Annotated in this window: 17 protein-coding genes and 2 pseudogenes; 12 read left to right on the top strand and 7 right to left on the bottom strand. The window is 74.6% G+C overall.

The annotated features are described in order from the left end of the window. Positions 1-2: 2 nt before the first annotated feature. Complete coding sequence (locus ACN265_RS31075) at positions 3-4,439, bottom strand: HAD-IC family P-type ATPase (protein ID WP_421410917.1); 4,437 nt, start codon at positions 4,437-4,439, stop codon at positions 3-5. Between the two features lie 197 nt (positions 4,440-4,636). Here ACN265_RS31075 and ACN265_RS31070 point away from each other — a divergent pair, with 197 nt between their 5' ends. The 5 genes from ACN265_RS31070 (at position 4,637) to ACN265_RS31050 (ending at position 8,011) form a co-directional block, all read left to right on the top strand. Continuing rightward, positions 4,637-4,897, top strand: a complete 261-nt coding sequence (locus ACN265_RS31070) for a hypothetical protein (protein ID WP_357924857.1) — start codon at positions 4,637-4,639, stop codon at positions 4,895-4,897. An 83-nt stretch (positions 4,898-4,980) separates the two neighbouring features. Further along, positions 4,981-6,351, top strand: coding sequence for an MFS transporter (locus ACN265_RS31065; protein ID WP_421410916.1), 1,371 nt, complete (start codon positions 4,981-4,983; stop codon positions 6,349-6,351). A gap of 51 nt (positions 6,352-6,402) precedes the next feature. Further along, positions 6,403-7,047 carry a GAP family protein gene (locus ACN265_RS31060; protein ID WP_421410914.1) on the top strand — a complete coding sequence of 215 codons (645 nt, stop codon included), beginning with the start codon at positions 6,403-6,405 and terminating at the stop codon, positions 7,045-7,047. Between the two features lie 131 nt (positions 7,048-7,178). Next, positions 7,179-7,373 (top strand): hypothetical protein, encoded by a 195-nt coding sequence (locus ACN265_RS31055; protein WP_204925538.1) that lies wholly within the window; start codon positions 7,179-7,181, stop codon positions 7,371-7,373. Positions 7,374-7,462: 89 nt separating this feature from the next. Beyond that, positions 7,463-8,011 (top strand): YbaK/EbsC family protein, encoded by a 549-nt coding sequence (locus ACN265_RS31050; protein ID WP_204925539.1) that lies wholly within the window; start codon positions 7,463-7,465, stop codon positions 8,009-8,011. A 68-nt stretch (positions 8,012-8,079) separates the two neighbouring features. Here ACN265_RS31050 and ACN265_RS31045 read toward each other — a convergent pair whose 3' ends face one another. From ACN265_RS31045 to ACN265_RS31030, 4 genes are all read right to left on the bottom strand, one after another. Beyond that, entirely contained in the window at positions 8,080-8,712 is a 633-nt protein-coding gene (locus tag ACN265_RS31045; RefSeq protein WP_357924864.1) for a DsbA family oxidoreductase, read from the bottom strand. 20 nt (positions 8,713-8,732) lie between these two features. Beyond that, positions 8,733-9,158: a SufE family protein gene (locus ACN265_RS31040; protein ID WP_145917200.1), complete on the bottom strand. Its 426-nt coding sequence runs from the start codon at positions 9,156-9,158 to the stop codon at positions 8,733-8,735. 181 nt (positions 9,159-9,339) lie between these two features. After that, entirely contained in the window at positions 9,340-9,759 is a 420-nt protein-coding gene (locus tag ACN265_RS31035; protein WP_204925541.1) for a CBS domain-containing protein, read from the bottom strand. Positions 9,760-9,817: 58 nt separating this feature from the next. Then, on the bottom strand, positions 9,818-11,629 hold the full coding sequence (locus tag ACN265_RS31030) for a proline--tRNA ligase (RefSeq protein ID WP_421410912.1): 1,812 nt from the start codon (positions 11,627-11,629) through the stop codon (positions 9,818-9,820). A 285-nt stretch (positions 11,630-11,914) separates the two neighbouring features. Here ACN265_RS31030 and ACN265_RS31025 point away from each other — a divergent pair, with 285 nt between their 5' ends. From ACN265_RS31025 to ACN265_RS31015, 3 genes and pseudogenes are all read left to right on the top strand, one after another. Beyond that, positions 11,915-12,649 (top strand): class I SAM-dependent DNA methyltransferase, encoded by a 735-nt coding sequence (locus ACN265_RS31025; RefSeq protein WP_421410910.1) that lies wholly within the window; start codon positions 11,915-11,917, stop codon positions 12,647-12,649. Between the two features lie 30 nt (positions 12,650-12,679). Further along, positions 12,680-12,817, top strand: a pseudogene (locus tag ACN265_RS31020) (IS982 family transposase); the annotation flags it as partial. Between the two features lie 221 nt (positions 12,818-13,038). After that, a complete protein-coding gene (locus ACN265_RS31015) occupies positions 13,039-14,529 on the top strand; it encodes a transposase (protein ID WP_421410909.1) in 1,491 nt (496 codons plus the stop codon). 56 nt (positions 14,530-14,585) lie between these two features. Here the strand turns inward: ACN265_RS31015 and ACN265_RS31010 are convergent. Further along, positions 14,586-14,723: pseudogene (locus ACN265_RS31010) on the bottom strand (DUF397 domain-containing protein); the annotation flags it as partial. A 295-nt stretch (positions 14,724-15,018) separates the two neighbouring features. Between ACN265_RS31010 and ACN265_RS31005 the strand changes: the two are divergent. The 3 genes from ACN265_RS31005 to ACN265_RS30995 all read left to right on the top strand — a co-directional run bounded on the left by ACN265_RS31005 (position 15,019) and on the right by ACN265_RS30995 (position 17,416). Further along, positions 15,019-15,789, top strand: a complete 771-nt coding sequence (locus ACN265_RS31005) for an SGNH/GDSL hydrolase family protein (RefSeq protein ID WP_204925546.1) — start codon at positions 15,019-15,021, stop codon at positions 15,787-15,789. 1 nt (position 15,790) lies between these two features. After that, positions 15,791-16,450 carry an imidazolonepropionase-like domain-containing protein gene (locus ACN265_RS31000; protein ID WP_421410907.1) on the top strand — a complete coding sequence of 220 codons (660 nt, stop codon included), beginning with the start codon at positions 15,791-15,793 and terminating at the stop codon, positions 16,448-16,450. 63 nt (positions 16,451-16,513) lie between these two features. Further along, entirely contained in the window at positions 16,514-17,416 is a 903-nt protein-coding gene (locus tag ACN265_RS30995) for a sulfurtransferase (protein ID WP_421410906.1), read from the top strand. A 134-nt stretch (positions 17,417-17,550) separates the two neighbouring features. On the opposite strand, the gene ACN265_RS30990 is transcribed toward ACN265_RS30995, so the two are convergent. Continuing rightward, positions 17,551-18,105, bottom strand: a complete 555-nt coding sequence (locus tag ACN265_RS30990) for a TetR family transcriptional regulator (RefSeq protein WP_420116881.1) — start codon at positions 18,103-18,105, stop codon at positions 17,551-17,553. Positions 18,106-18,205: 100 nt separating this feature from the next. Between ACN265_RS30990 and ACN265_RS30985 the strand changes: the two genes are divergently transcribed. After that, on the top strand, positions 18,206-19,399 hold the full coding sequence (locus tag ACN265_RS30985) for an FAD-dependent oxidoreductase (protein ID WP_421410904.1): 1,194 nt from the start codon (positions 18,206-18,208) through the stop codon (positions 19,397-19,399). Positions 19,400-19,428 lie beyond the last annotated feature (29 nt).

The following is a 19,428-nucleotide window of genomic DNA, read 5'->3' as shown; positions in this document are numbered from 1 at the left end:
GTCTAGCCCGCCGACGGCGGATCAGCGGGCCGGCCCCGGGCCGGCAGGTGTTCCACCAGCCGCGTCAACGTGCCGTTGGCGAAGGTCGCGCCGAGCGCCGACCCGGCGGCGATGGTCCACCCCACCGGGCCGAGCGGGGTGCAGCCGAAGAACTGGCTCACCCCGGGTGTCTGCACCACGGCGGCGAGCACCCCGACCGACGCCGCCGTCGACGCGAGCACCGTCGGGCTGGTGCCGCCGGCCAGGACGGTCTGCCCCAGCTGCGTGCCGACCAGGGAGACCAGGGCCACCGTGCCGGCGCGTCGTTCCCGGCCGGTCCACCGGGCCACCGTCCAGCCGGCGGTCGCCCCGAGGGTGGTGGCGGCGGCGCGCAGTCCGATCTCCCGGGTCATGGTGCCGCCGAGGGAGGCGTCGGGCCCCTCGCGGAGCAACCCGTCGGCGTGGTCGGCGTCGGGCGGCCGGACGGCGATGGCCAGCGCCGGCGCCAGGTCGGTGAGCAGGTTGACCAGGAGCAACTGCCGGCCGTTGAGCGCCGACCGGCCGGTGACGGCGGCGCTGAGCACACTGAACGCGATCTCGCCGAGGTTGCCGCCGACCAGGATGCTCAGCGCGTGGCGTACCGACGACCACATCGCCCGTCCCTCGACCAGGGTGGCGATGATGGTCTCCAGCCGGTCGTCGGTGACCACCAGGTCGGCGGCGGCGCGGGCGGCCGGGGTGCCCCGCTGGCCGAGGGCGATGCCCACGTCGGCCAGCCGGATCGCCGGCGCGTCGTTGGCGCCGTCCCCGGTCATCGCCACGGTCCGCCCGCACTTCTGCAACGCCTGGATGATCCGTACCTTGTGCGCCGGGGTGCACCGGGCCACCACGTCGGTACGGCTGAGCCGTTCGCCGAGCTCCGCGTCGTCCCACTGGTCCAGGTCGGTGGCGGTGACCACCCGTTGACCGTCGGCATCCGGGCTGATCGCCGACGCGATCGCCTCGGCGGTGGCCGGATGGTCCCCGGTGATCATGATGGTGTGCACGCCGGCCTGCCTGATCCGGCGGACCGCCGGGGCGGCGCTGTCGCGGATCCCGTCGGCGAGGGCGAGGAAGCCGACGAAGACCAGCCCGCGTACCTCGTCGTCGGTGACCGTCTCGGCACCGACCCGGCACTCCGCGACGGCGAGGATGCGGTGCCCCGCCCCGGCCCGGTCGGCGAGCACACCGTGCAGCCGCTCCCGGCGTTCGTCGTCCAGCGGCTCGTCCCGGCCGCCCGGCAGCCGCCACGCGCCGCACCGGGGCAGCACGGTCTCCGGGGCGCCCTTCACGCTCAGCAGCAGACCGTCGGCGGTGCGCCCGACCGTCGCGTGGTAACCCCGGGACGGCTCGAACGGCAGCCCACCCACCGCCGTCCACCCGTGCGCACCGGTCTGTTCGGTCGTGTCCGCCTGCCGTGCGCCGTACCGGACCGCCCGGTCGGTGTGCTGGGGCAGCTCCTGCGGGTCGGCCGCGTACGGGGTGGCGCGCAGCCCGGCGGCGAGGACCCGGCGCAACTCGTCGTCGAGCCGGTCGACGGGGTCGAACCGGTCGCCGTCGCCGACCCCGGCGAGCAGCAGCCGGCCCTCGGTGAGGGTGCCCGTCTTGTCGAAGCAGAGCACGTCGACCCGGCCCAGCGCCTCGATGGTGCGCGGGTTGCGGACCAGCGCGCCGTGCTCGGCCAACCGTCGGGCGGCGGCCAGCTGGGCCGCGCTGACCAGGAACGGCAGCCCCTCCGGCACCGACGCCACGGCCAGGTTCGCGGCGGTCGCCGCCGTCTGCCCCAGCGGTACGCCCCGCAGCAGTCCCGCCCCGGCCACCGCGACCGCCGACGCGACGGCCAGCGGGACCGCCGAGCGGGTGAGCCGGCCGAGCCGGGCCTCCACCCCGCTCTCCGGTGGGGCCTGCCGGGCCAGCGCGAGGCTGCGACCCGACTCGGTCGCGGCACCCGTGGCGACGACCACGGCGGTGCCGTGGCCGGTGGCGACGGTGGTGCCCTCGTACAGCATCGAGGCGCGGTCGGCGAGGACGGCGGCGACCACCGGGGCGGCCCCCTTGGGCACCGGCAGCGACTCGCCGGTCAGCGACGACTCGTCGGCCTCCAGACCGTCGGCGGTGAGCACCCGGCAGTCGGCGGGCACCGCGTCCCCGGGGCCGAGGATCACCACGTCACCGCAGACCAGGTCCTCGGCGGCGGCCACCCGTTCGACGCCGTCCCGCAGCACCTTGGCGGTGACCGCCGAGCGGGACAGCAGCTCGGCCAGCGCCCGGTCGGTGTTGCGCTGGTGCACCGCCCCGACCAGCGCCGACCCGCCGACCACGCCGCCGACCAGGGCTGCGTCGACGAGCGAGCCGAACGCCGCCGACAGGACGGCACCGGCGGCGAGCACCGGCGTGAGCGGGTTGGCCAGCTCGTCGACGAACGCCCGGAACAGGCCGACCGGCCCGGCCGACGGGTCCGGGTCGGTGCGGTGCCGGCGCTGTGCCTCGGCATCGGTGAGCCCGTCCGGGCCGGTGCCGAGGTGCCGCAGCACGGTCGGGACCGGCATCAGGTGCCAGGCGGTGGTGGCCGGCGTCGGGGCCACGGCCGGGTCGGGTAGCCGGCGGGCCCGCCACACCCCGTTGGCGAAGGCCACCGCCGCCGCGCCGTTGACGGCGGCGAGGCTACGGCCGGGAAGCTGCGTCGGCGCGGCGGTGAACGCACCCAACGCGCCGAGCCCGGTGCCGGCCATGGCGAGGCGGATGCTCTGCCCGGTCATCCGCCGGGCCACCCCGGCCGCCTCGATCAGCAGCGCCGCAATCCGCAGGTCGGTGCCGACGAGCAGGTGGGCACCCCACGGGGGCAGGTCGTCGGGGGCGGCCACGCCGAGCCCGCAGTCGGACGCCGCCAGCGCCGACCGGTCGCCGGAGACCAGCAGCACCACCGCCCCGTCGCGTTGCAGGGCCCGGACGGATCCGGCGAGCCGGTCCCCGCCGGGCAGCACCGCGTCGGCGAAGCCGTACCGTTGCGGGTCCGGGCCGGCGACGACCAGGCGCAGGCCGGCGTGCCGGGCGGCGGCGGGCAGCGCGTCGACGCCGGGCGCCGGCTCGGGGGCGACCCGGACGACGGCGGCGAGGGTGCCACCGTGGGCGAGGCCGAGTAGGGGGCCGTCCGTCGCGCGCAGCCGCCGGCTCTGCGGGGTGTCCCCCGGGTCGACGGCGTCGAGATCGGCCAGTGGCCCGAGTCGCCAACCGTCGGCCTCGTGGGTCTCGTCCGGGTGGTCGGGGTCGAACAGGGCGAACGCCCGGCCGGCCACCTCCCCGGTGTCCGTGTCGGCCAGCGGGGCCAGGTCGGCGAGGACGCCCCGGGGCGAGCCGAGCACGGCCGCGTCCAGCACCACCGTGTCGATCCGGTCGAGTTCCCGCAGCACACTGCGGTCCATCGCGATCACGCCGCGCCGGGCCAGCACCCGGCCGAGCTGCGCGGCGTACCCCTCGCGGCCACTGCCGGGGGCCTTGGGCAGCGCGGCGAGCCCGAGCGCGGCGGCCCGCTTCGGACCGGCGACGGGCCACGCGGCGGCCCCGGCGGCGGCTCCGGTGGCGAGCATCGTCGAGACGTACCGTTCGACGGGGCCGTCGGGTCGGGGGCAGGGACGGCCGGGGCCGGGTGACCGGGCGACGGCGCGTCGCGGGTCACCGGTCAGCCTCGGCTCCGCCCGGGTCCACGCGGTGAGCTGGGCGCGCGCCTCACCCCACTGCACGATCCGCTGCGCGCCGTCGAGGACGATGCCGGCCCAGCCGCCGGTCAGCCCCTGCACGACCGCCTCGGCGAGCGGGAACAGCACCTCGGCGCGCGGGTCGGCACGCAACCCCCGGCCGGCCAGGTCGTGCAGCTTCGGGTGCAGGTCGACGGCGGTGAGCAGGCCGGCCACCTCGCCCGGTACCGGGGTGAACGGCAGGATGCGGGTGGCGGCGGAGATGGTCAGGCCCAGCGCGTCGGAGGCGAGCGCGCCGAGGGTCCGGGGGGTACGTGGCCCGTCCTCCGGCGGGTGCGGGGGCGGGATCTCCGGGTCCGGCTCGTGCGGGCAGACCCGCTCGACCCGGGCCACGGTGTCGATCAGGGTGGCGAGTTTCGGCTTCGGGTCCTCGACGGCCACCACGACCCGGCCGGAGGGGGCGTTCACCCGCGCCCAGGCCACCCCGGGCAGCCGCTCCAACGCCGCCTCGACCTGGCAGGCCAGCCGGTCACCGCCGTCCTGGCAGACACCGTGCACCTCGATGTGGTGCCGGCCGTCGCGGGACCAGACCCGACGGCGGGTCAACCCGGCCACCCGGGCCAGCCGGCCGGCGGCCGAACCGACGGTACGGGACGCCCCGCCGAGCAGCGGCGGCACCGGCACCGACGGGAGGACCCGGCCGGCGACCCGGCCCAGCGTGGTCATCGAGGGGTACGGGCGGATCGGTCCCGCCCACTGCCGCCGTACCCCATCTCGCCTCCCGCGTTCGTCAGGCGGCCTGGCTTCCCGGTCGGACGTCCGTTATGCCCCCCGGCCGGGGGAAGTTTCCGCCGGTGGCGGGGCATGGACGGCGGTGCCGGTGGAATCCCCCTGACGACCCGACGAGTGGCAGGGAGGCCGGAATGAGCACGATCACGCGTCATCTCAGCGGCGGTCACGAGATGGTCCGGGCGTACACCCGACGGGTGGAGGTGCCGATGCTGGGCGAGGTGGCGGTGCCACCACCGGACAAGATCGCCTATTACGCCGGGCTGGGGGTGCTCGCCGCCCTCCAGGTCATCGAGTGGCCGCTGGCCCTGGTGATCACCGCCGGTCACCTGCTCGCCGACCAGCACCTGTCGGGGCTGGCCAGGGGGCTCGGCGAGGCACTGGAGTCAGCCTGACGAGACCGGGCTCACCCTTGACCTGAACCCGGGTGCAGGTCGCAGGCTGGGCGCATGTCTGACGTACCGCCCGGCGTCACCCCGTGACCGCCACCCTGACGCCGGCCACCCGCCTCTACGACCCGCGCCTGCGGGCGATGACGGTGGGCAGCGTCGCCCTGGTGTCGCTGCTCGCCTTCGAGGCGTTGGCGGTGGGCACCGCGATGCCCACGGTGGCCCGCGCGCTGGACGGGCTGGGGCTGTACGCGCTCGCCTTCGGCGGCTCGTTCGCCGCCGGCGTGCTGGCCATGGTGCTCTCCGGTATCTGGTGCGACGCCCGGGGTCCCCGGGGGCCGATGTGGGCCGGGGTGGGTCTGTTCGTCGCCGGCCTGTTCGTCGCCGGGAGCGCCGACGCGATGGGCACCCTGGTGGTCGGCCGGGCGGTGCAGGGCTTCGGCTCCGGCCTGCTCTCCGTCGCGTTGTACGTGGTGGTCGGGCAGGCGTACCCGGAGGAGCTGCGGCGTCGGGTGTTCGCCGCGTTCGCGGCGGCGTGGGTCGTACCGTCGCTGGTCGGGCCGGCGTTGGCCGGGCTGATCGTGGAGTACCTGGGCTGGCGGTGGGTCTTCCTCGCCGTACCGGTGGTGGCGCTGCCGGCGGTGCTGCTGGTCGAGTCGGGCCTGCGGACGCTGCACCGCCCGCCGCCGGCCGGGCCGCCGGCGGGCGCGGCGGCCCGGATCGGGTGGGCGGCCGGGGCGGGGGTGAGCGCCGCACTGCTGCACCACGGGGGGCAGCAGCGCGGCGTGCTCGCGGTGACCCTGGTGGTGGTGGCCCTGGCCGGCCTGGGGGTCTGCGCGCCCCGGCTGCTGCCGGCGGGGTTCCTGCGGGCGGCCCGGGGCCTGCCCACGGTGGTGGGTCTGCGCGGGTTGGCGGCGGCGGCGTTCGTGGGCGCGGAGGTGGTCATCCCGCTGATGCTGTCCCGGGAACGCGGCTTCTCGCCGACCGCCGCCGGGCTGGTGCTGACCGTCGGCGCGCTGTCCTGGTCGGTGGGTTCCTGGGCGCAGGGCCGGCTGCCGCCGCCACGGTCCTCGGCGACCCTGCCCCGGCTCGGGCTGGCCTGCGTGGCGGCGGGCACGGCCACCGTCACCCTCGCCGTCTGGCCGGCGGTGCCGGTGGCGGTCGGGGTGGCCGGCTGGGCGGTGGCCGGGTTGGGGATGGGGTTGACGTTCCCGGCGCTGTCGGTGTTGACGCTGGCCCTGTCGGCCCCTGAGGAGCAGGGCCGCAACAGTTCCTCGCTGCAACTGGCCGACTCGTTGTTCACCGCCACCGTGCTGGCGCTGACCGGCACGGTGCTCGCCGGCGGGACGACGCCCGGCCCGGCCGGGTACGCGGGGACGCTCGCCGTGGCGGTGGCGTGTGCGCTGCTCGGCGCGGTGCTCGCCGGCCGGGTGGTGCCGGGCCGGGAGCGGACCGCCTGATCCGGGCGAATCCCGCCGGGCCGGCCGTGCCGACGGCGAGGATGGTGGGCGATGAACCTCCTGACGTTCCTGCCGATGGCCGTGGTGATGGTGGCCGGTACGCAGCTGGTGGCGGCGGTCTTCCTCGCCTCCGGTGACCGGCCCCGGCGGGCATCGGCGGGTTTCCTGGCCGGCGCGGCGCTCGCGGTGTCCGCCGGTACGACCCTCGCCTGGCTGGTCTTCCGGCTGGTCAGGGGTGCGGCCGGTGGTGGCGGGGGTGGTGGCCGCAAGCCGGTCGAGACGGCCATCGACTGGGTGGTGCTGGCGCTGCTGGTGGTGCTGGCCGTGGTGGTGTTCCTCCGGCGGCACTCGGCCGGCGAACCCGGGTGGATGGGCCGCCTGCAGCATGCCGGCTTCGGGTACGCGTTCCGGCTGGGCCTGTTGCTGTTCGTGGTGATGCCCTCCGACGACCTGACGATGGTGACGGTGGGGGCGACCGCCGCCCGGCACGGGCTGCCGTGGTGGCACCTGGTGCCGTTCGTGCTGCTGACCGTGCTGTTGCTCGCGCTGCCGCTGCTGGCGTTGCTGCTGTTCGGTGACCGGGCGGACCGGGTGCTGCCCCGGATGCGCGACTGGGCGGACCGGCACTCGTGGATCATCAGCGAGGCGGTGGTGGGGTTCTTCCTCGTGCTGACCGTCGTCGACCTGCTCAAGTGAGGCCGTGCCGGGTGGCCGGCCCGTCGGCCGGGCGGCCGGGCGGCGGGACGCCGATCACCTGGCCGACACGTACGGGGGAACCGACCGAAGATGAGCCTGCTACGGGTTCCGGCCCTGCCTACCGTGACGCCATGCTGGTCTTCGTCGTCACGGTGCTGCTCTACGTCTTCGGCCTGGTCTTCCTCTACGGGGTGATCCGTCTCGCCGTGCGGCACGGCATGGAGGATCTGGAGGCCCGCCGGCCCCAGGTGCTGCGGGGTGCGCAGTCGGCGTCGGCTGACGACCGGGCGTTCCTGCGGGAGAACTCCTTCCTCGGCGGCAGCTGACCTGCCGGACCCGTGGCGGCAGGCCCGGTGGTCTGCGGGGGTGGCCCGACGGGCGGCCGGCGGTCCGGGGTGCGAGGATCGCTGCCGTGATGGGAACGTTGCAGACCGAGCCCGCCCGGACCCGACCCGACCTGCTGGCGGCACCGGTGGCCGCCGCGTTGGCGTCGTGGCCGGCGCAGGCGCCCGTCGACGTCGACGCCGTCCTGGTCGCCCCGATCGACGCCACCCTGGCCGACACGGCGGCGTTCTGCGCGGCGTACGAGGTGGGGCTGGACGTGTCGGCGAACTGCGTGGTGATCGCCGGCAAGCGGGAGGGTGAGATCCGGTACGCCGCCTGCGTGGTGCTCGCCACCACCCGGGCCGACGTCAACGGGGTGGTCCGCCGGACGCTGGACGTGCGCAAGGCGAGTTTCGCCCCGATGGCCGAGGCGGTCGAGTCGACCGGGATGGAGTACGGCGGGATCACCCCGATCGGGCTGCCGGAGTCGTGGCCGATCCTGGTCGACGCCCGGGTGATCGCCACCCCGCACGTGATCATCGGGTCCGGCGTGCGGCACAGCAAGATCGCCCTGCCCGGGCCGGCGCTCGGCGCGCTGCCCGGGGCGCGGGTGGTGGAGGGCCTGGCCCGGCCCGCCTAGCCATTCCTGTTCATCGATGTTGTTGCACGTGAAACATTGCGCCGGTCGATGCCACCCCGGCGCGGGCGTCAGGCGGCCGACTCGCGCTGGGCGACCTCGGTCAGGGCGGCGAGCAGCGTCTCGGGCTCCTGCGCCCCGGTGACGCCGTACTTGCCGGCGAGGACGAAGGTCGGCACGCTGGTCACCCCGAGCTGGTGGGCGGTGCTCAGGTCGGCGGCCAGTTCGCGGCGGCCGGCGTTCGACGCCAGGTACTCGCGCGCCCCGGTCTCGTCCAGCCCGACCGAGGTGGCCAGCGCCACCAACGCCTCCGGCGAGCCGACGTCGACCCCGTCGGTGAAGTGCGCCCGGTAGAGGGCCTCGACCAGCTCACCCGCCCGGCCGTGCTCGTCGGCGAACCGGACCAGCCGGTGCGCGTCGAAGGTGTTGGCGCTCACCGCCCGGTCGAAGTTCAACGTCAGCCCCACCCCGGCGGCCACCTGGGTAACCTGGCCGGCCATCGACTCGGCCCGCTCCCGGCCACCGAACTTCGCGGCCAGCGCGTCGAGCAGCGGCCCGGGCGTGGTCACCGGCGACGGGTCGAGCTGGAACGGCCGGTACCTGACGGTCACCTCACCGTCGTACGACGCGAGGGCCTGTTCGAGTCGGCGCTTGCCGATGTAGCACCAGGGGCAGACCACGTCGGCGTAGATCTCGATCTCCATGACCGGAGACAACCCCCAGCTCAGCCCACTTGTTCCCGTACCTGTCGCTTGAGTCGGGCCAGGATCGCGGTGCCGCCGCGCACCCGCAGCGGGCTGATCGCCTGGGCCAGGCCCATCCGCTGGTAGAGGTCGTCCGGCACGTCAAGCACCTGCGCGGCGCTCGCCCCGGCCAGCCCCTCGGCGAGGATGCCGGCGAAGGCCCGGGTGGTGGGTGCCTCGGGTGGGCAGTCGAACACGGTGGTCACCGTGCCGTCCGGGGCGACCTCGGCGCGCAGGAAGAACGCCGTCTGGCACTCGGGGACCTGCTCCAGGTCGTCGCGGTCCACCCCGGCCGGCAGCGGCGGGACCACGTCGGCGTACTCCAGCAGCATTTCCAGCACCACGTCACGGGGCGCGTCGGCGAACTCCTCGACGATCTCGGCCAGCTTCGTCGGCATCTCGGGCATTCCGCCAGGCTACCGCCGTCCCCTGCCGTCCCCGCCCGACGGTCGGCACCGGCCGGCGCGGCCGTTCCGGCCGGGGGTGGGTCCACCTGCCCCCGGCCACGTCATTCGTCCGCTCCGGCCGTCGTTCCCGCCCGCACCGCCGGCCGTCGTGCCCGCCCGTACCCCGGCCGTCGTGCCCGGCTCAGTTGTTCGGGGCGCCCTCGCTGATGTCGGCCAGCGCCGAGCTGGGGTCGAGCTGCATCGCCAGGTCACCCAGGGAGACGATGCCGACGAGCTTGCGTTCGTTGTCGCAGACCAGGATGCGCCGGATGTTGCGCTCGCGCATCAACGCCACCGCCTCGCCGGCCGTGGCGTGCTGCTCGATCATCACCACCTCCCGGGTGATGATCGAGCCGATCGAGGTGCTGGTCGGGTCGCTGCACTCGGCCACCGCCCGGACCACGATGTCCCGGTCGGTCAGCAGACCCGCCAGCGTGGAGCCGTCGGTGACCACCACGTCCCCGATGTCGGCCTCCTTCATCACCCTGGCCGCCTCGTCCAGAGTGGTCTCCGCCGACAGATAGACCACCTGCTTGGTCATCACGTCACTGACCCGGTACATGAGAGCCTCCGTACAACACCCGTAGTCGATCCGACTTCGGTACCCCGTGGCGCGTCCGCTACACCCCGTTGCCGCGAACCCGACTCAGTAGTTGGTCGGCCAGGCCGTCCCACGGCACCTCGTCGCGTCCGCCGGTCGCCCGGTCGCGCACCTCGACGTACCCGTCGACGAGTCGGCGGCCGACCACGACGACGCACGGGATGCCGATCAGCTCGGCATCGGTGAACCTCACCCCGGCCGAGACGTTGGCCCGGTCGTCGACGAGCACCCGCAGGCCGGCCGCCGACAGTCGGCCGCCGAGGTCGAGCGCCGCGTCGAGCTGCGCCCCCTTGCCCGCCACCACCAGGTGTACGTCGCACGGCGCGACCGCCGCCGGCCAGACCAGCCCCCGCTCGTCGTGGTGCTGTTCGGCGATCGCGGCGACCGCCCGGGACACCCCGATGCCGTAGCAGCCCATGGTGGGCCGGACCGGTTTGCCCGCCGCGCCCAGCACGTCGAGGGCGAACGCGTCGGTGAACCGGCGGCCGAGCTGGAAGATGTGCCCGATCTCGATCCCGCGCCGGATCGTCAGCTCACCGCCGGTGCCGTCCCTCCCGACGGCGGTGCCGCCGGGAGTTCCGCTGGCGGTGGCGGCGCAGGCCGGGCAGGGGTCACCGGGGCGGACCTCGGCCGCCTCGATGGTGCCGTCGGGGACGAAGTCCCGCCCGCACACCACGTCGGTGGCGTGCCGCCCCGGCTCGTTGGCCCCGGTCAGCCAGGCGGTGCCGGTGACCACCCGGGGATCGACCAGGTAGCGCAGCCCGAGCTTGGCCAGCACCTGCGGCCCGAGATAGCCCCGGACCAGCCCGGGGTGGGCGGCCCAGTCGTCGAAGACCGCCACGTCGGCCGGGTGCAGGGCCGCCGCGACCCGCCGGAGGTCCACCTCCCGGTCGCCGGGCAGGCCGATCACCAGCACCTCGGGGGTGTCCGTGCCGGGCCGGCGTACGGTCAGCACCACGTTCTTCAGGGTGTCGGCGGCGGTCCAGTCGTGCCGCCCGGCGAGCCTCCGGTCGTTGGCGAGGGCCACCAGCGCGGCGATGGTCGGCGTCTGCGGGGTGTCGTGCACCTCGGTGGGGCGGTGCGCGTCCGGGTCGCCGCCGGCCGGGGCGGGGGTCGTCACCGCCTCGGTGTTCGCCGCGTAGTCGCAGGCCGTGCAGCCGACGTAGGTGTCCTCACCGACCGGGGTGCCGGCCAGGAACTCCTCCGAGGCCGAGCCGCCCATCGCCCCGGAGACCGCCCGCACGACCGTGTACGCCAGCCCCAACCGGTCGAAGACCCGCCGGTACGCCGCCCGGTGCCTGGCGTACGACGCGCGCAGACCGTCGTCGTCCAGGTCGAACGAGTAGGCGTCCTTCATCAGGAACTCCCGCCCGCGCAGCAGCCCGGCTCGGGGGCGGGCCTCGTCGCGGAACTTCGTCTGGATCTGGAAGATCGTCAACGGGAAGTCCCGGTACGACGAGACCAGGTCCTTGACCAGCAGCGTCGCCAGTTCTTCGTGGGTGGGGGCGAGCAGGTGCTCGGCTCCGCGCCGGTCGGCGAGGGTGAAGATGTCGTCGCCGTACTCCGTCCACCGGCCGCTGGTCCGGTACGGCTCCGCCGGCAGCAACGCCGGGAAGTGCACCTCCTGGTCGCCGATCGCGGCCAGTTCCGACCGGACTATCTCGGTGACCCGGTCCAGCACCAGTTTGCCCAGCGGCAGCCAGGCGTACCCGCCCGGGGCGACGCGGCGGATGTAACCGGCGCGCAGCAGGAGCCGGTGGCTCGGCACCTCCGCGTCCGCCGGGTCCTCGCGCAGGGTCCGCAGCAGGGTGGTCGACGTACGAAGCAACATCGACGCAGCGTAAGGCCGCACCCCCCACCCCAGCGATCCCTTTCACCCCTTCCGCCCTCCACCCCGCCCGCCCCCGCGCTCCCCCCGCCCCGCGCGCCTCCGCCGCCTCCGCTGTTTCGCGGTGATCAAGAGGTTGGCGTCAGGGTTCGGGGGCGGGGTGACGCAAACCTCTTGATCACCGGGGCGAGATGGCGAGGGGCGGGGGCGAGAGGGCGAGGGGCGGCGGGGTGCGCGGGGTGGGGTAATTCGATGGACATGGTTTTTCGGGGCGGTGAGCATCGGGGCATGCGGCAGGACGAGATCTGGGACGCCGAGGCTGCTCGGCACTACGACACGCCGGGCGAGGGCATGTTCGCGGCCGAGGTGCTGGGGCCGACGGTGGACCGGCTGGCCGCGCTCGCCGGTGACGGGCCGGCACTGGAGTTCGCCATCGGGACCGGTCGGGTCGCCGTCCCGCTGGCCGCCCGGGGGATCCCGGTCACCGGCATCGAGCTGTCCGCCCCGATGATCGCGCAGCTCCGCACCAAGGTGGACCCGGACACGATCCCGGTGGTCGCCGGTGACATGGCGACCGCCGTCGCCCCGGGTGAGTTCTCCCTCGTCTATCTGATCTACAACACGATCGCCAACCTGCTCACCCAGGCCGAGCAGGTGGCCTGCTTCCGCAACGCCGCCCGGCACCTCGCCCCCGGTGGCCGGTTCGTCGTTGAACTGTGGGTGCCCGAGCTGCGCAAACTGCCGCCCGGTCAGCAGGCGGTGGTGTGGCACTCCGAACCCGGCTACGTCGGCCTGGACACCTACGACGTGCTGAACCAGCAGGTGGTGTCCCACCATTTCCGGTTCGGCGACGGTCGGCAGGCGGAACTGTTCCGCACCCCGCACCGCTACGTCTGGCCCGCCGAGCTGGACCTGATGGGGCAGCTCGCCGGGTTCACCCTGGAGAGCCGGCACGCCGACTGGACCGGCGGCGAGTTCACCGCCGAATCCCGCTCCCACGTCTCCGTCTACCGTCTGCCCTAGCCCCTAGCTAGCCCTAGCCCTAGCCTGCGTCTGCATCTGCATCTGGTCTGCACCCCGTCGGGTCTGCCGATCACCGGGGCGCTGGCCACGCCGAAGGTCGACGAGCGGCAGGTTCTGACCGCGGTCCTGGATCACGATCCGGGCCTGGTCGCTGACCGTCCGTGCCTGAGGGGTGGCTGCCCGGGTCGCGCAACGCCGGCCTTCAGCGGTGGGCACCGCGTCTCGACGTCGTCGCGCCCGGACTGACCATCACCGCGCCCGGACTGGTCGGCGCCGCGTTGCCCGCAGGGGCAGCCCGGACTGCCCGCAGGGCCGGCCGGTGACCGGGGAGGGGGCCGGTAGATCCGGTGCACGCTGGTGCGGACCCGCCCACCGACCGGGAGACAGGCGTGCATCCGCATCAGGACGTTCAGCCGGCGCCGTGGCAACACACGTTCGCCACGACCTTCGCCTGGATCGCCGAGTACGAGCCGGCGTTCTTCCAGCGCCTCACCTGGGCCGAGACCCAGCAGAACCCCACCTGCCTGGCGATGTTCCACGCCTGGGCCGACGAGCAGGCCGCCCACACCGGCGTCGATCAGCTGCGCCGTAGCCTGGCCACGATCACGTTGCTTCAGCAGCACGCCAGTGGGCAGCTGGACCGGGACCACCTCGTCGTCGCGCTGGTGGACACCGTCCGGCCGCCGTGGGTCGACCACCCCCTGGCGGTGGCGTTCGGGGAGGTCGATCCGACGCTCGTCGCGGAGTTCGCACAGATCGACGACATGTACGCGCTGGTCGCCCGGTTGGCGCAGGTGTTCGAGGTGGACACCGGGGCCACGTTCGCCTTCTGGTCGGTGGCCGCCGAGGCCCTCGCCGGCGAGGTCGCCGGGGCGTACCTGCCGTACTTCGCCGCGGCCTGCGACGAGCACCTGCGGCAGTGGTACCTGACCGCCACCGTCGCGCAACCGGACCTGCCCGGTCAGCCCGGGGACCCGGCACCTGACGGCGGCGACCAGCCGGCACCCCGATGGTTGGACTACCTGGACCCCGACCAGTTCCCGCAGGTGCTGGCGGACTGCCCGGACCTCGCCGCCGACATGGCCGAGTACAACACGCAGGCGTACGCGTTCAGCCTGGCCGGGCCGTACCAGGAGGAGTACCGGTCGTCGGTGCACGATGCCATCGCCCGCGTCATGGCCTGGTACGCCCACCGTCAACCGGTGATCCTGGGTCGCCTCCAGGCGTTCGGCGGGCAGCAGGGGCAACCCGACGATCCGGCGACCGCCCACCTGCAGGCCCTCGCCCCGCAGTGGGAGCAGCTCCGCCAGGCCTGCGAGCTCCTCACCGCCGCCCTCGAACCCGGCTTCACCGGATATCCGCCGGCCCAGCCGTTGCCGGTTCGGGAACAGATCGCGGCGGCGGCGCGGGCCCGGCTGTCGGCCAGGGAAAGCCAACAGGCCAGTGCGCAACCGCCGCAACCGGTCGAGACGCCGCGAGCCGTCGAGACGCCGCGAGCCGTCGAGACGCCGCGAGCCGTCGAGACGCCGAGAGCCGTCGAGACGCCGAGAGCCGTCGAGACGCCGAGAGCTGTCGAGGTGCCGCGACCACCATCCCGCCGGCCCGAGCGGGTCGAGCAGCGCGGACCGTCGACTCCGGGCGGCATCACCGACGAGCAGTGGCGGCAGGTCGCGGCGATCCTGCCGGGCAGCGACGCGCATGGGGGCCGGCGGTACGACCGCCGGCTGATCGTGGAAGCGATCTACCACCGCAGACGCACCGGCTGCACCTGGCCGGACATGCCGGCGCACTATCCACCCGGCTCGATCGTCGCCAACTACCAGTCGACCTGGGAACGCGACGGCACCATGCGCCTGATCGAGGCGATCCTGGGCCAGTAGCCGCCGGGTCGGGCCGGGGCCGGCGGGTCGGGTCGGGGCCGGCGGGTCGGGTCGGGTCAGTGGGTGCCGACACCCTTGCCGGTGGCGGCGACGAAGGAGCGCCAGGCCCGGCGCTCGAAGGTGAGGACGGGCCCGGTCGGGTCCTTGCTGTCGCGCACCCCGACGACGCCCGGCAGGCCGCCGGCGACCTCGACGGCCCCCTACCGCCGGGGACCGGCCACCCCGCTCCCGCCGGGCTGAGCGGTCCGGGCTGAGCTGGCCGGGGTGGGGCGGGCGGCGGCATGGGGGCCGATATAGCGGTGTCCGGAGGTACGGGATGCCGCTATATCGACCCAAAAGGATCGATCCACCCCGACCCCAGGCGAGTCGATCAAGGGCGCGGAGTGCTGGTCGATGACCTGCGCCACGTTGGGGCGGTGGGCGGCGACAGGTGAGGGCCGGCCGGTGACACACTGGTCGCCGCGGTCGACGAGGGCATGAGGGGGCGGCGTGCGCTGGCGGAGCTTCGTGGCGGTCGGGGACAGCTTCACCGAGGGCATGGACGACGCCTACCCGGACGGCACCTACCGGGGCTGGGCGGATCTGGTGGCTACCCGGCTGGCCGCCGAGGCCGGGCCGGACTTCGGCTACGCGAACCTGGCCATCCGGGGCCGGCTCTTCCCGAGTGTCGTCGCCGAGCAGGTGCCCGCCGCGCTCGCCATGAAGCCCGACCTGGTCAGCTTCGCGGCCGGCGGCAACGACGTGCTGCGCCGTACCTTCGACCCGGACGCGTTGGCGACCCGGTTCGACGCTGTGGTGGCCCGGCTGCGCGCCAACGGTTCCGACGTGATCCTCTTCCGCTTCGCCGACGTGCTGGCCCGGCTGCCCGGCCAGCGTCTCGTCTCACCTCGGATCGCGCTGATCAACCGGCTCATCGGCGAGATCTCCGAGCGGCACGGCGCGATCCTGATCGACCTGTTCGCCGACGACACGTTCCGGCTCAACCCGATGCTCTGGAGCCCTGACCGGCTGCACCTGTCAGCCGCCGGGCACCGGCGGGTCGCCGCCCAGGTGCTGACGACGCTCGGGGTGGGCTGCGACGAGGAGTGGCTGATGGTGCCGGAGCGCCCGGCCGCCACCCCGTGGCTCGCGGCCCGCGCCGCCGACCTGAGCTGGGTCGGCCGGCACCTGGCCCCGTGGATCACCCGTCGACTCACCGGCCGGTCCTCCGGCGACACGGTCACCGCGAAGCGTCCGATCCTCGGCCCGGTCACCGACTGACGTGCGCACCCTGCACACCGCCCCCCTGCTGCGCCTCACCCGGGACGACGGGCCGCCGCCGGACCGGCCGGCCCCGGGGGACGACGATGCGCTGTCGGACGGGGCGACGTCGAAGGACGACGCGCTGTCGGGCCTGGCGGTGCCGGCCCCGGGTGGGCCGCCGCCGGACCAGCCGGCCCCGGGCGACGGAGGGCCACCTTCGGGGCAGCCGGCCCCGGCCCCCGGTGGGTCGCTGTCGGGCCAGCCGGCCCCGGGCGACGGTGGGTCGCTGTCGGGCTGGGCGGTGCTGGTCGACGGGGACCGGATCGAGGCGGTCGGACCGGTCGGGGAGCTGACGCAGGCGTACCCGATGGTGCGGGTGCGGCGGTGGCCCGGCACCCTCGGGCCGGCGCTGGTGCACGACGGGCCGCTGCCCCCGGCGACCAGTCCGCGTGAACGGGTGCACGCGTTGCTGCGGGTGGGGGTCGGTGCGGTGCTCGCCGGGCACCTGACCGACCCGGCGCTACGGGCGGCGGTGGCCCGTAACGACGTGGCCGTCCTCGACGTGGCACGGCCCCTGGCCCTCACCGTCGGTGGCCGCGCCGACCTGGCCGTCTTCGCCGACGACGGCCGCTGCCTCGCCACCGTCGTCGCCGGCCGCCTGGTACACCGCCGCGCCTGACCGACCGACGTTCCGGGCCCAACGGGCGGTCGACGCCCCGGATTCCGGCGTAACTTGGGGCTCATGTCTGTGCCGAGTGATCCGCATCCCCGCCTCCAGTCGTACGCCGACCCGCAGCGGCTGGTCACCACCGAATGGTTGGCCGAACACCTCGGCGACGAGGGTCTCGTCGTGGTCGAATCCGACGAGGACGTGCTGCTCTACGACACCGGTCATATCCCCGGGGCCGTCAAGGTCGACTGGCACACCGAGCTGAACGACCAGGTGACCCGGGACTACCTGGACGCGGAGAGCTTCGCCGAGCTGTGCGCGGCCAAGGGCATCGGCCGCGACGACACGGTGGTCTTCTACGGCGACAACTTCAACTGGTGGGCCGCGTACGCGCTGTGGGTGTTCACCCTGTTCGGCCACTCCGACGTACGGCTGCTCGACGGCGGCCGGCAGAAGTGGATCGCCGAGGGGCGCGAGCTGACCCGGGAGAAGACGGTCCGGCCGCGCGCCGAGTATCCGGTGCCGCAGCGCAACGACGCGCCGGTCCGGGCGTACCGGGAGCAGGTGATGGCGCATGTGGCGGCGGGTCGGCCGCTGGTCGACGTCCGTTCGCCGGGTGAGTACACCGGCGAGATGCTGCACATGCCCGACTATCCGCAGGAGGGCGCGCTGCGCGGGGGGCACATCCCGGGCGCGGTGAGCAAGCCGTGGAAGTCCGCCGCGAACGACGACGGCACTTTCAAGTCGGCCGACGAGCTGCGGGCGATCTACACCGACCAGCTCGGGTTGAGCCCGGCCGACGACGTGGTGGCCTACTGCCGGATCGGTGAACGGTCCAGCCACACCTGGTTCGTGCTGCACCACCTGCTGGGCTTCCCGCAGGTTCGCAACTACGACGGTTCGTGGACCGAGTGGGGCAACCTGGTCCGGGCCCCCGTGGTCCGGGGTGACCAGCCCGGCGGCCTGGCCGGCTGACCAGCCCTCCGCCGGGCTTCGGGCCGCGCCCGGCTGGGTCGCGCTTGGGCGGATGTTGCGGTATCCCAGCCCCGGGACACCGCAACATCCGCCCAATTGCGTCGCGGCTGACCCGGCGGTCGCCGGGACGGGGGTCAGGCAGGGGCGCGGAGGTAGCGGTGGACGGTGGGGGCCAGCCAGGTGACCAGGTCGGCCGGCGGGGTGTCGACCACCGGGGGTAGGCGTAGCACGTACCGGGTCAGCGCCAGGCCGAGCATCTGGCTGGCGACCAGCCCGGCCCGCCGGGGCGCCTGCGCCGGATCGGGTACGACGGCGGCCACCGCCGCGCCGAGCTGGTCGGTGAAGACCGCCCGCATCCGGTCGGCCGCACCCTGGTTGGTGGCGGCGGTACGCAGCAGTGCGACCAGCGTCCCGTCGCCCTCCCAGCGGTCGAGGAAGTGCCGGACCAGCACCTCACCGAGCTGGTCGGTGGGCTGGTCGGTGAGGTCCGGCAGCCGCAGGTCGAACTCGGCGGCCGCCGCGAACAACCCTTCCTTGCTGCCGTAGTAGCGCATCACCATGGACGGGTCGATCCTGGCGTCGGCGGCGATGGCCCGGATGGTGGCGCGCTCGTATCCGTCGGCGGCGAACCGCTGCCGGGCTGCGGTCAGGATCGCGGCCCGGGTGGCGTCCGATCGGCGGGCGGTCATGTCCCCGACTCTATGCCAACAGGCGTTGACCTCCGCTGTCCACCCGGCCTACCGTTGCCAACAAGTGTTGGCAAACGTGTGTTGGCAACGGAGGTGGGAGATGCTGCCCGCGCAGACCGACGTCCTGGTGGTGGGAGCCGGCCCGACCGGACTGACCGTGGCGGCCACCCTCGCCCGGCAGGGCGTCGAGGTGACCGTGGTCGACCGGGCGTCCGCGCCGCCGGTCACCTCCCGGGCCGCCGTCGTGCATGCGTACACGCTGGAGGTGCTGGACCGGATCGGCGTCACCGCGCCGCTGGTGGCCCGGGGACTGCGGGCGTCGCGCTTCACCGTGCGGGACCGCGACCGGGTGCTGCTCACCCTCGGCTTCGGGGACCTGCCGTCGGCGTACCCGTACGCGCTGCTGGTCTCCCAGTCGGTGACCGAGGCGGTGCTCACCGAACGGCTGGCCGCCCTCGGCGGGCAGGTGCACCGGCCGTACCAGCTCACCGGCCTGGACCACGACGGCGACGGGACGGTCGCCGGCTTCGCCGACGGGACGAGCGTGCGGGCCCGCTGGGTGGTCGGCGCGGACGGCATGCACAGCACCGTCCGTGACCTGGCCGGCATCGGCTTCGGTGGGCCGGCCGACGGGGGCGAGTCGTTCCTGCTCGCCGACGTCCGGGTGAGCAGCGTGCTCCCCCGCGACGAGGTCGCGCTCTTCCTCGCCCGACCGGGTCCGCTCGTGTGGGCACCCCTGCCGGACGGCGTGGTCCGGCTGGTCGCCGCCGTCGCCGACGCGCCCCGCGATCCGGACGCCGCCCGGCTCCAGGCGCTGCTCGACGAGCGTGGCCCGACCCGGCGGCCGGACCGGGTGACCGACGTGCTCTGGAGTTCCCGGTTCCGCGTCCACCACCGGATCGCCGACCGCTACCGACGTGGCCGGGTACTGCTCGCCGGGGACGCCGCGCACGTGCACAGCCCGGCCGGTGGACAGGGGATGAACCTCGGCATCTGCGACGCGGTGGCCCTCGGCACCGCCCTCGGCGACGTCCTCGCCGGCGACCCCGACACCCTGCTGGACGACTACGCCGCCAGCCGTCGGCCGCTCGCCGAAGAGGTCGTCGGCTTCGCCGCGAGGCTGACCCGGCTGGCCACCCTGCCGCCCGCCGGCCGGCCGCTGCGGGACCTGGCGTTGCGCGCGGTGTCGGGAATGCCGCCGGTACGCCGCCGGATAGCGCTGCGGCTCGCCGGCCTCCAACAGCGCGCGACGACCCTCCACCGGGGGGACGAGCGGCAAGCCGGTCGGCGGTAGTTCGGCGGTAGGCCCGACACGCGGTCGTC

This window comes from Micromonospora sp. WMMD730 (genome assembly GCF_049178955.1).
Lineage (GTDB): Bacteria > Actinomycetota > Actinomycetes > Mycobacteriales > Micromonosporaceae > Micromonospora > Micromonospora wenchangensis.
The sequence above is the reverse complement of the archived record's forward strand: the minus strand, read 5'-3'. Positions and strand labels throughout refer to the sequence as shown.